The 12096-nt window shown below is 51.5% G+C and carries 11 protein-coding genes; 3 read left to right on the top strand and 8 right to left on the bottom strand.

Annotation, left to right across the window (positions count from 1 at the left end; all coding sequences use genetic code 11):
* Window positions 1-15 precede the first annotated feature (15 nt).
* The 8 genes from rseP to rpsB all read right to left on the bottom strand — a co-directional run bounded on the left by rseP (window position 16) and on the right by rpsB (window position 7506).
* On the bottom strand, window positions 16-1368 hold the full coding sequence (gene rseP, locus Q399_RS0119705; RefSeq protein WP_031571630.1) for a sigma E protease regulator RseP: 1353 nt from the start codon (window positions 1366-1368) through the stop codon (window positions 16-18).
* The gene (ispC, locus tag Q399_RS0119700) at window positions 1368-2567 is read right to left on the bottom strand and encodes a 1-deoxy-D-xylulose-5-phosphate reductoisomerase (protein ID WP_211253421.1); all 1200 of its coding nucleotides are present in this window, start codon (window positions 2565-2567) and stop codon (window positions 1368-1370) included. Before ispC ends, rseP begins: the two co-directional genes overlap by 1 nt.
* Window positions 2564-3424 (bottom strand): phosphatidate cytidylyltransferase, encoded by an 861-nt coding sequence (locus tag Q399_RS0119695; RefSeq protein WP_031571627.1) that lies wholly within the window; start codon window positions 3422-3424, stop codon window positions 2564-2566. Before Q399_RS0119695 ends, ispC begins: the two co-directional genes overlap by 4 nt.
* Before the next feature lie 5 nt (window positions 3425-3429).
* On the bottom strand, window positions 3430-4197 hold the full coding sequence (gene uppS, locus Q399_RS0119690) for a polyprenyl diphosphate synthase (RefSeq protein WP_106389015.1): 768 nt from the start codon (window positions 4195-4197) through the stop codon (window positions 3430-3432).
* Between the two features lie 93 nt (window positions 4198-4290).
* Entirely contained in the window at window positions 4291-4848 is a 558-nt protein-coding gene (gene frr, locus Q399_RS0119685; RefSeq protein WP_031571623.1) for a ribosome recycling factor, read from the bottom strand.
* Between the two features lie 46 nt (window positions 4849-4894).
* Complete coding sequence (pyrH, locus tag Q399_RS0119680; RefSeq protein ID WP_031571621.1) at window positions 4895-5635, bottom strand: UMP kinase; 741 nt, start codon at window positions 5633-5635, stop codon at window positions 4895-4897.
* Window positions 5636-5801: 166 nt separating this feature from the next.
* Window positions 5802-6674: a translation elongation factor Ts gene (gene tsf / locus Q399_RS0119675; protein WP_031571619.1), complete on the bottom strand. Its 873-nt coding sequence runs from the start codon at window positions 6672-6674 to the stop codon at window positions 5802-5804.
* A 103-nt stretch (window positions 6675-6777) separates the two neighbouring features.
* Complete coding sequence (gene rpsB, locus Q399_RS0119670) at window positions 6778-7506, bottom strand: 30S ribosomal protein S2 (protein ID WP_031571617.1); 729 nt, start codon at window positions 7504-7506, stop codon at window positions 6778-6780.
* 248 nt (window positions 7507-7754) lie between these two features.
* Here rpsB and map point away from each other — a divergent pair, with 248 nt between their 5' ends.
* Genes map through dapD form a run of 3 tightly spaced genes read left to right on the top strand, consistent with a single transcriptional unit; the run spans window position 7755 to window position 12040 of the window.
* Window positions 7755-8549, top strand: coding sequence for a type I methionyl aminopeptidase (map, locus tag Q399_RS0119665; RefSeq protein ID WP_031571615.1), 795 nt, complete (start codon window positions 7755-7757; stop codon window positions 8547-8549).
* Window positions 8550-8581: 32 nt separating this feature from the next.
* Entirely contained in the window at window positions 8582-11206 is a 2625-nt protein-coding gene (glnD, locus tag Q399_RS0119660; protein ID WP_031571613.1) for a [protein-PII] uridylyltransferase, read from the top strand.
* A gap of 9 nt (window positions 11207-11215) precedes the next feature.
* Window positions 11216-12040 carry a 2,3,4,5-tetrahydropyridine-2,6-dicarboxylate N-succinyltransferase gene (gene dapD, locus Q399_RS0119655; protein WP_031571612.1) on the top strand — a complete coding sequence of 275 codons (825 nt, stop codon included), beginning with the start codon at window positions 11216-11218 and terminating at the stop codon, window positions 12038-12040.
* Window positions 12041-12096: the final 56 nt, after the last annotated feature.

The following is a 12096-nucleotide window of genomic DNA, read 5'->3' as shown; positions in this document are numbered from 1 at the left end:
ACTTATGATTAGTTATTACAAACGAGAAATATCGTTGAGCAGCGCAATTCCCATTAACATCAGCAGAACGAAGGCTCCGATTTTAAAACCTGTCTCCTGCGCTTTCTCAGAGACCGGCCTGCCGCGTATTAGTTCCACGACAAGATACATTAAATGGCCGCCGTCCAAAATAGGCAGCGGCAGTAAATTTACCACGCCGAGATTAACGCTGATTAAGGCCAGAAAGGACAAGAACGCAATCAAACCGAGGTCGGCACTGCTACCGGCGCCCTGCGCAATCGAAATTGGCCCGCTTAAATGTTTCACCGATACATCGCCGAAAATCAGTTTGCCAACCATCGAAAAACTTAAGCGCACTAGTTGCCAGGTTTTTTGCACGCCCTGCCAGACTGCTTCGAACGGGCCGTATTGCAGCGTGCGGATATATTGAGGGTCGACCGGTTTTACTTTCGGTGACACCCCCAAAAAGCCCTGATGGAAACCATCAGCGGTTTGTTGTGAGGCCGGCGTGACGCTCAGCGTCATCGGCTGACCGCCCCGCTCAATCAGCAGCGTCAGCGTCTTGCCCGGGCTGTTTTGGATCACTTTGACCATACTGGCCCAGTCGGTCAACGCAACACCTTCGAGTACCCGCAGTTTGTCGTCTAATTGCAATCCGGCTGCTGCTGCAGGGCTGTTCGGCTGCACCTGCCCCACTTCCAGCAAAGGTCGGGCTTGCACAGGCACTATGCCAAGACTACCGAACACCGAATCATGTTCAGGGTCAAACTTCCAGCCGGTTAAATCCAGCTGTACATCAGCACCAGGGCTGTCGATATCATCCGCCAGCGTCAGCGTCACGCTGTCGCGTCCAATCTGTTCGAGTAATAGCAGCTGCACACCCTGCCAGTCCTGTACTGTTTCGCCATTGACCGCAATGATCTGCTGGTTCGGTACATAAGCTCTGGCCGCAATCGAATCCGGGGCGACTTCCGCCACCACCGGACGCAAACTCGGCACACCAATCAGATACATCAGCATCAGCGCAAAAATGGCAAACAGGAAATTGGCGACAGGGCCGGCAGCTATCACTGCCATGCGCTGCGGCACTGTTTTGCTGTCAAAGGCTAAGTCGGCAAACTGCGGTAACACCGGGTCGACGCGGCCATCCAGCATCCGTACATAACCGCCAAGCGGAATAGCAGCAATGACAAATTCAGTGCCTTGTTTATCGCGCCAGCTGAACAACGTCTTGCCAAAACCAATCGAAAAACGCTTCACCAGAATGCCGTTTTTACGCGCTACCCAAAAATGGCCAAATTCGTGCACTGTCACCAGCAAACCCAGCGCAACCACAAAACTAAGCAAATTCCACAGAAAATCAGGCATCAGACGAAATCCTTCAACAACAACTGCGAATAAGTACGGGCCTGCGCATCCAGCGCCAGAATCTCTTCGAGTTCGGCCACTTTACTGGCGGAAAAATGCGCCAGTACCCGCGCGTTGAGCGCAGCGATTTCCGGAAAACGGATTTGGCGGTTTAGAAAAGCTTCAACCGCAATTTCGTTCGCGGCGTTTAACGCCGTGGTTGCGCCCTGCCCGGCGGCACAGGCCTGCTGCGCCAACAATAAACAAGGATAACGACCATAATCCGGCGCTTCAAAGGTAAAAGCCGGCACATCAAAGAAGTTCAGCGGTTTAACGTTGGACGCGATGCGCTCGGGGAACGCCAGGGCATGGGCGATAGGTGTGCGCATATCCGGATTACCAAGCTGTGCCAGCACAGAGCCGTCGGTATATTGCACCATCGAATGGATAATACTTTGCGGATGGATAACCACCTGAATATCGCTGACCGCGCAATTAAACAACCAGCGCGCTTCGATAAATTCCAGGCCTTTGTTCATCATGGTCGCACTGTCGACCGAAATCTTTTTGCCCATGCTCCAGTTTGGATGCGCAACCGCCTGTTCCGGCGTGATGAGGTCAAATTCAGTGAGGGGCTTCTGTCGGAATGGACCACCACTGCCAGTCAGAAGGATTTTGGCAATCCCTGCGCCCGCCAGTTGGCTTTGATAACAATGTTGCTGCAAGGTCGCTGGCAGACACTGGAAAATGGCATTGTGCTCACTGTCGATGGGCAGCAAGGTAGCGCCATGTTGTTGTACCGCACGGATAAACAACTCGCCGCTCATCACCAGCGCTTCTTTATTGGCCAGCAACACTGTTTTGCCGGCTTTGACGGCAGCAAGGGTTGGTAACAAACCGGCTGCACCGACAATAGCGGCCATGACGATATCAGCATCCGGATGCGCTGCGAGATCAGCCAGCGCCTGAGCACCACTAAACACTTCGGTCTTAACACCAGCTTGTTGCAGTTGCCGGCGCAATTCAGCGGCATCTGCTGCATCTGTTAAGGCTGCAAAACGCGGTCTGAACTGAATACATTGCTGCAGCAGCACATCGACGCGTTTTCCGCCGGTCAGCGCCAATACCTGATACAACTCAGGATGCTGCGCGACAACATCCAGCGTGCTACAACCAATAGAACCGGTCGCACCTAAAATGACCACCTGCTTAGGCATCAGAAGCCACCAAACAGCGCGACAAAAATGGCAAACAACGGTGCAGTCGCGGTCAGACTGTCGATGCGGTCTAACATGCCGCCGTGGCCTGGGAAAATACTGCCGCTGTCTTTAAGACCGGCAACGCGTTTAAACATACTTTCCGATAAATCACCAAACACTGACAAAATAGTCAGGATCACTGCAGCACCGAACCACAGCATGGTTTGCTCTGGCCATTGCTGACTGGCGGCGACGGCGGTTACCAACAACAGCACAAAAACCAGACCGCCGGCAAAACCTTCCAGCGTCTTGCCTGGACTCACGTCCGGCATTAATTTGTGTTTGCCAAAAGGTTTACCAATGACATAACCGCCAATATCCGCAGCCCAGACCAGGCCTAACATTAGGCAAATCAGCCAGGCACCGGTAAAACTCGACTGTTCGTAATTGACCTGACGCACCAGCCAGATTGCTGTGAAACTGGGCACGAGGGTTAACACGCCCATGAAGATTTTAATCAATCGGGACTGCGCCCACAGCTGTTGGGACTTGCGAAAGCTCAAAACCAACAAGACGGCAACTAACCACCAGATCACACCAAGCCACAACAGCGCCTCAACGGTGTAATTACTTTGAACCGGCCAGTGCAAAGCGGCCGGTGTTGCGAGGTATACCACGCCATACAACACAGCGATTAATGTAGTAAAAGCGGTTTTACTGCTCAGGGTATGCCAGCCACAAAAGCCGGCCCACTCCCAGGCTGCGACTGAAAAAGCAGTTGCAAGAAAAATAGCAAAGCCGACTGGCGGTAAATAAAACACCGCGCCAAGCGCCAGCGGTGCCAGCACTAACGCTGTGATCACCCGTTGTTTAAACAAAATCGTTATCCTTGTACAGTTGCTGCGGCCAGCTCGCGAATTTGCGCACCGGTGCAGCCAAAACGACGTTCGCGGCTGACAAAACTGGCAATAGCGTCAGCAAACACCTGATCGTCAAAATCTGGCCATAAGGTATCAATAAAAAGCAACTCCGCATAGGCAGCCTGCCACAGCAAAAAATTGCTGATGCGGATATCACCACCGGTACGGATCATCAGGTCCAGTTCCGGTTGGTCGTGCATTTGGATATGGCTGGCGAGTAATTTTTCGTCGATGTCATCGGCCTGCAAAGTACCGGCTGCGACCTGACGGGCAAGTTGTTGCGCGGCCTGAGCAATATCCCAGCGCCCACCATAGTTGGCGGCTACGTTCAGAGTTAGCCCGGTATTGCCAGCGGTCAAAGACTCAGCTTCAGCGATTTTTATTTGTAACTTGGTGCTGAAACGCGATAAATCACCGATGATTTTTAATCGGACCTGATTTTTATGCAGCAGTTTGATTTCTTTTTGCAGCACAAACATAAAGAGTTCCATCAGACTGCTGACTTCATCTTCCGGCCGGCGCCAGTTTTCGCTGCTAAAAGCAAACAGAGTTAACGAAGGAATATTCAGCCGGCGGCAAAAACTGACAGCACGACGCACAGCGTCGACACCTTTTTTGTGGCCCCAAACCCGTGGTTTGCCTTGCCGTTCAGCCCAGCGACCGTTGCCATCCATAATGATGCCAACATGTCGGGGCAGCGCCTGATCCATCGTCGTGCTTGAAATTGTCATCCGTCGAGATTTCCGCATTAAATGCTGTTTTTATCAACAAAAAAGCGCCGCGAAGGGGTCTGCACGGCGCTTTCCATCAGCCATGGACAGTCATCAGACTTCCATGAGTTCCTTTTCTTTTGCTGCCAGAACTTCATCAATTTTCTTGATGAACAAGTCTGTCAGCTTCTGCGCTTCATCCACTGCGCGGCGTTCATCGTCTTCACTGATTTCCTTGTCTTTTTGTAACGCTTTAAAGTCGGCGTTGGCATCACGACGGATGTTGCGCACCGCAACGCGGGCGCCTTCAGCTTCACCACGCACCACTTTGACAAGGTCACGGCGACGCTCTTCCGTCAGTGCTGGTAACGGCACACGGATACTGGTGCCGGCACCAATCGGGTTTAACCCCAGGTCAGATTGCATAATGGCTTTTTCCACCGCCTGAATCATAGAACGATCAAAGACCGTGATCATCAGGGTGCGGGAGTCTTCAGCAGATACGTTGGCGCATTGACGCAGTGGTGTATCCACACCGTAATAAGAAACCTGAATACCATCAAGCAGGCTCGGATGAGCACGGCCGGTGCGGATTTTTGACAGTTGGCTTTTCAGCGCTTCAACGCTTTTTTCCATCCGGGTTTTGCTGTCTTGCAGAATATCGTTGATCACTTGGTTGTTCCTTCGCGTACTTTCGGCTCGAAAAAGTGCCGGTAGTTTACTGTAAATTTTCAGCGTGGTCGATCACTGTACCTTCAGCTTCACCCATCGTCACGCGCTTCAGTGCGCCTGGTTTGTTCATGTTAAACACGCGGATTTGCAGGTTGTGGTCGCGCGCCAGAGTGAATGCCGCTAAGTCCATGACTTTTAACTCTTTTGACAATACTTCGTCATAAGTCAGACTACTGTACAGTGTCGCTGTAGGGTCTTTCACCGGATCTGCAGAATAGACGCCGTCTACTTTAGTTGCCTTTAATACCGCGTCGGCTTCAATTTCAATGCCGCGTAAACAGGCTGCAGAATCTGTCGTAAAAAATGGATTGCCGGTACCGGCAGAGAAAATCACCACACGACCGGATTTGAGCAGGCTGATAGCTTCAGCCCAGCTGTAGTTGTCACACACGCCATTCAGTGGAAATGCACTCATCAGACGGGCGTTGACAAAAGCACGGTGCAGCGCATCGCGCATCGCCAGGCCGTTCATCACGGTCGCCAACATGCCCATATGGTCGCCGACCACGCGGTTCATACCAGCTTTGGCTAAGCCTTCACCGCGGAAAATGTTGCCACCGCCAATCACGATACCAACCTGAATGCCCAGTTCAACCAGCTCTTTGATTTCAGCAGCCATCCGGTCCAGCACTTTGGGATCAATACCAAAGCCTTCATCGCCCATCAGGGCCTCACCACTGAGTTTTAACAGGATTCTTCTGTAGGTAGGTTTTGGATTGATGCTCATAGGATCCCCATTGTGCTGGTCAGTTAAATACTTAGAATGCAATGAAACAGCTGTGGCGGGACTAACGGATTCACCGAAGTTTGCACAGGTTTCACTTAAAAAAAACCGCGGCTGGCAAGCCAGTCGCGGTTAGTGTAGTCGGTTTCAGCAGCATGCTGAAGCGCGATTATTTCTTCGCTGCAGCGATTTGAGCAGCAACTTCAGCTGCGAAGTCAGTTTCCTGCTTCTCGATGCCTTCGCCTACTTCCAGACGAATGAAGCTGACAGCTTTCGCGCCGTGTTGCTTCAGGAAGTCACCAGTAGTGATGGCTGGGTCTTTCACGAATGGCTGACCAGTCAGAGATACTTCGCCAGTGAACTTAGTCATCCGGCCAGCAACCATCTTCTCAGCGATTTCTTTTGGCTTACCGCTGTTGATAGCGATTTCGATCTGGATTTCCTGCTCTTTTGCTACAACTTCAGCCGGAACTGAATCTGGAGTCAGGAATGAAGGGTTGTTTGCAGCAACGTGCATTGCAACGTCTTTGGCCACTTCTTCATTACCACCTTCCAGTACCACTAACACGCCGATACGGCCTGAGTGTGTGTACTGACCGATCACGTCGCCCTGGGCAACAGAGATACGGCGGATAGCGATGTTTTCACCGATCTTAGCAACCAGCGTCGCACGCGCTTCTTCAACAGTAGCGTCGCCCAGAGAAGCAGCACTTAAGGCTTCTACAGTGAACAGCTTGTTGGCGTGAGCCAGATCAGCAGCGGCATTAGCAAATGCCAGGAAGTTGGCGTCACGGCCAACGAAATCTGTTTCACAGTTAAATTCGATTGCAACTGCGTAACCGTTACCAACGCGAGTCAGTACAGTACCTTCAGCAGCGATCCGGCCTGCTTTCTTGGCAGCTTTGGCCTGACCGTTTTTACGCATTAATTCGATTGCGCCTTCGATATCACCGTTGGTCTCTTCTAAGGCTTTTTTGCAGTCCATCATGCCAGCGCCAGTGCGCTCGCGTAATTCTTTAACCATACCGGCAGTTACGGCCATGGGGAATTCCTCGTTTCAATCGGGTTAGACAAACAGGGGCAATGCCCCTGTCAGATTAAAAGGTGAATGGGGTCAATCAGATGACAGACCCCATACAGCTGTATTACTCAGCTGCAACGAAGTTGTCGGCTTCTGCCTGAACTTCGATGTTTTTATCACGGCCTTCTGCGATAGCAGCGTTTACGGCGCTCAGGTACAGCTGGATAGCGCGGATCGCGTCATCGTTACCTGGGATAACAAAATCAACACCTTTAGGATCAGAGTTGGTATCAACGATAGAAACTACTGGAATACCCAGGTTGTTAGCTTCTTTGATCGCGATGTGTTCATGGTCAGCATCGATAACGAACAGAGCGTCTGGCAGACCGCCCATATCTTTGATACCGCCTAAGCTCTTCTCCAGTTTGTCCATTTCACGGGTACGGTCCAGAGCTTCTTTTTTGGTCAGCTTGTCGAAAGTACCGTCCTGGCTCTGAGCTTCCAGGTCTTTTAAACGTTTGATGGACTGACGCACAGTTTTCCAGTTAGTCAGCATACCGCCTAACCAGCGGTGGTTGACGTAGTACTGATCAGCTTGTTTTGCAGCGTCTTTGATTGCTTCAGAAGCAGCGCGTTTGGTACCTACGAACAGGATTTTGCCTTTCTTCGCAGCCACTGACTGGATGAAAGTCAGTGCGTCGTTCATCATTGGAACAGTTTTTTCCAGGTTGATGATATGAACGCGGTTACGGGCGCCGAAAATGAAAGGCTTCATTTTTGGGTTCCAGTAACGGGTTTGGTGACCGAAATGTACGCCCGCCTGGAGCATATCGCGCATTGAAACTTTAGCCATTTGAGTAATTCCTTAGTAAGGGGTTAGGCCTCCATACACCCCATAAATCCGACTGAAGCATGCTTCAGCACCCCGGTTTATGTGACGATGTATGTGTGTTGTTTAACTTAAGTTTGGTTGTGCAATTGTGACGCTGACTGATCTTTGCAGAATTTCGTCGGCTTTATTTGCCAAATTGCGGCGCGCTTTATACCATAGGCGCCCCGCAAACACAATGAATTGTGTAGTTTTACAGCAGAGAGAACCTGATGGCCGCCACGATCAAAACCCCGGAACAAATCGAAAAAATGCGAATTGCAGGCCGTCTGGCCGCAGAAGTGCTGGAAATGATCGAGCCTTATGTCAAGCCGGGCGTGACGACTGGCGAGTTGGACCGCATTTGCCACGACTATATGGTCAATGTGCAAAAAACCATCCCGGCACCGCTGAACTACCACGGTTTCCCCAAATCGATTTGCACCTCAGTCAACCATGTGATTTGTCACGGCATTCCGGCGGATGACAAAGTGCTCAAAGACGGCGACATCGTCAATATCGACATCACGGTGATTAAAGATGGCTTTCATGGCGACACGTCAAAAATGTTTGTAGTTGGCAAGCCAAGTATTCTGGCGGAGCGGCTGATCCGCGTGACGCAAGAATGTCTGTATCTGGGCCTGAAGAAAGTGAAAAATGGCGCGCGCCTTGGCGATATCGGCCACGTGATTCAGGTGCATGCGGAAAAACACAACTACTCCATCGTGCGTGAATATTGCGGTCACGGAATCGGCGAAATCTTCCATGAAGATCCACAAGTACTGCACTACGGCCGGCCTGGTACCGGCGACGTGTTAAAAACCGGCATGTGCCTGACCGTTGAACCTATGGTCAACGCTGGTGAACGCCACAGTAAATTACTGAAAGACGGCTGGACGGTTGTAACGAAAGATCGTAGTTTATCTGCGCAGTTCGAGCACACTATCGTGGTGACGGACACGGGTTGTGAAATTCTGACGTTGCGATCAGATGACACTATTGAGCGGATCCTGACAGCGGACGCCTGAGCGCGCGCCCTGTCAGCACAGGGTAACAGCGCATGACAACGGCTATGGTCTTTGAAAAAACAGTCCCGGGCCAGTTTACCCTCGACGGTTATAAAAAACATTTCAGTGACTTTCTCGACTGGCTGAAAGTCGCTTCTGCCACGCAAAGTGTGGCGACACTGGTGCGGGCCCGCGCCCGTTTTATCGACGAGGTGCTGCAGCAGCTGTGGCGCCATTATCAGTTGCAGCAGCATAAAGGCCTGACCTTAATCGCCGTTGGCGGTTACGGCCGTGGCGAACTCCACCCCTACTCCGACATTGATTTGCTGATCCTGACTGAATCACGCTTGAGCCGTGAGCAGCAGGAGCAAATCGGTCAGTTCGTCACCATTCTTTGGGATTTACGCCTCGAAGTCGGTCACAGCGTGCGCACTATTAAAGAGACGCTAACGCTCGGCCGCGAAGACATCACTATTGCAACTAACCTGATGGAAATGCGTTTCCTCAGCGGCAATCAACAGTTGTTTGAACAGCTGGCGCTGGAAGTCAGCAAAGACAGTTTCTGGCCAAGCAAAGATTTCTTCCAGGCCAAACGCCACGAGCAACAAGGCCGTCATGCGCAATATCACGGTACTGCCTACAACCTTGAACCGAATTTAAAAGCCAACCCGGGTGGCCTGCGTGATATTCAGACTGTTGGCTGGGTGGCAAAAAAACACTTCCGTACCCGCACCATGCGTGAACTGGTTGCGCACCATTATTTGACTGAAGATGAATATCAGGAACTGATGGAGTGTGAGGCTTATTTATGGCAGATGCGCTTTGCTTTGCATCTGGAAGCCGGCCGCAATGAAAACCGTATTTTGTTTGATTATCAGCCGGCCGTGGCCCGTTGGCTCGGTTTTGGCGATGACGGCAAAGCCTCAGTCGAACGGATGATGAAACGATTTTTCCGTACTGTGCAGCGCGTCAGCGAACTGAACGAAATGCTGTTGCAGCATTTTGAAGGCAACATCCTGAAAAGCCACAGCAAATTTAAAGTGCAAAAGCTCGATGAAGTGTTCGAGCAACATGGCCACTTAATCTATGCCTCGGATAAAGCGGTATTCGCCCGGCGTGAAAACATTCTGAAACTATTCTGGCATATCGCCGAACAACCGAATATCCAGGGCATCCACTCCGAAACGCTGCGGCTGCTGCGCCAGGTGCGGCGCCGGCTGATGGGCGATTTGCAGGATTATCAGGGTTGCCGTGATTTGTTTATGGCGATCATTCGACACCCGCAGGGCATGGACCGTGCTATTACGCTGATGCACCGCCATGGCATTCTGGCGGCATATCTTCCAGCCTGGCGTAATATTGTCGGCCAGATGCAGTTTGATTTGTTCCACGCTTACACAGTCGATGAGCATACGCACCGTTTGCTGAAGAATCTGCATCGTTACACTGAACCGGAATTCGCCAATGAGTTTCCGCTTTGCACTGATATCGTCAAACGGCTGGAAAAACCGGAACTACTGTATTTAGCCGGTATTTTCCACGATATCGCTAAAGGCCGCGGTGGTGACCACTCAGAACTCGGCGCCATCGACGCCCGCGAGTTTGGCAAGATGCACAAACTCAGCGAATTTGATACCAAACTGATTGTCTGGCTGGTCGAGCAGCACCTGCTGATGTCGGTCACAGCGCAGCGCCGCGATATTCACGATCCTGCCGTGATCGCCGAATTCGCCGACAAAGTCCGCGACGAAACCCGGCTGAATTACCTGTATTGCCTGACACTGGCCGACATCCGCGCCACCAATGACAACTTGTGGAACGACTGGAAAGGCTCGTTGCTGCGTGAACTTTATCTCGGCACCCAAAAAGCCTTCCGCCGCGGTCTGGAAAAACCGATGGATCTGCGCGATCAAATCCGCGAACACCAGACTGAAGCTTTAAGGCTGCTAGCCGAAAGCGGCATCAGCGAGCAGCAAGTTTCGCCGCTGTGGGCCAAATTTAAAGCCGATTATTTTGCCCGGTATAATCCAAAACTGATTGCCTGGCACAGCGAAAACCTGCTGGCGCACACAGATCTCAGCAAGCCGATGGTATTAGTCAGCCCCACAGCAATGCGCGGCGGCACGCAGATCTTTGTGTATACCGCTGACCAGCCAAAGCTGTTCGCCCGGATGGTGGCGGCACTCGACAGTAAAAAAGTCAGTATCTTTGATGCACAAATCATGACCAACAAAGATGGTTATGCCATGGATACTTTTGTCGTGCTGGAGCAAAACGGCAATGCGGTGACCTCCACCTCACGTATTCAAAGCATCAAAAAAGCGCTGGAACAGGCAATTGGCCAACCTGATTTGGTACTCAGTGCCAAAGTTCGCGTGAACAAACAGCTCAAAGCCTTCCATGTGCCGCCCAAAGTGGTGTTTTTACCGGGTAAAAACAAGCACCGGACGATGCTGGAATTGGCTGCACTCGATATGCCGGGTTTGCTGGCCACTATTGGTCAGGTGTTTGCGCAGTGTGAGATCAATATTCACGCTGCAAAAATCACCACCATCGGCGAACGTGCCGAAGACTTTTTTATGATTTCAACCCGCGAGGACCAGGCGTTGTCAGCCGATGAGCAGGCAATTTTACGCCGGGTGCTGGTGGAACAACTCACAGATGTTACAGAAGGCTGAAGAACCACCATGTCTGATTTAAAAAGCATTATCGAACAAGCATTTGAAGACCGCTTGTCGATCACTCCATCCACCGTCAGTGACGAAGTCCGCCAGGCCGTCAACAACGCTATCGCCCTGCTCGATGCTGGTCAGGCGCGCGTTGCCGAAAAAATTTCCGGCGAATGGGTGACTCACCAATGGCTGAAAAAAGCGGTCTTGCTGTCGTTTCGTATCAACGACAATCAGGTGATGGACGGTGCTGAAAACCGTTTTTTTGACAAAGTACCGATGAAATACGCCAGCTACAGCCATGAACAGTTTGTCGCTGAAGGCGTGCGTGTGGTGCCGCCTGCTGCTGTGCGTAAAGGCAGTTATATCGCGAAAAACGTGGTGTTGATGCCATCCTACGTCAATATCGGCGCTTATGTCGGCGAAGGCACTATGGTCGATACCTGGGCGACTGTTGGTTCGTGCGCGCAAATCGGTAAAAACGTGCATTTGTCCGGCGGTGTTGGTATCGGCGGTGTGTTAGAACCACTGCAAGCCAACCCAACCATTATCGAAGACAACTGCTTTATCGGTGCCCGCTCTGAAGTTGTTGAAGGCGTGATCGTTGAAGAAGGTGCAGTGTTGTCGATGGGCGTTTACATCAGCCAGTCCACCCGGATTTTCGACCGCGAAACCGGCGAAATCACTTATGGACGTGTACCAGCTGGTGCTGTTGTTGTGCCGGGTTCAATCCCGTCCAAAGACGGCACCCACAGCCTGTATGCGGCTATTATCGTGAAAAAAGTTGATGCTCAAACCCGCGCCAAAGTAGGCATTAATGCCCTGCTGCGCAGTATTGATTGATAAAAATGTTGGAAAAGAAAAACCCGGCAATTGCCGGGTTTTTTATTCAGGGAGAT

The sequence above is a fragment of the Rheinheimera texasensis DSM 17496 genome, assembly GCF_000711985.1.
In the GTDB taxonomy this organism is placed as follows: domain Bacteria; phylum Pseudomonadota; class Gammaproteobacteria; order Enterobacterales; family Alteromonadaceae; genus Pararheinheimera; species Pararheinheimera texasensis.
The sequence above is the reverse complement of the archived record's forward strand: the minus strand, read 5'-3'. Positions and strand labels throughout refer to the sequence as shown.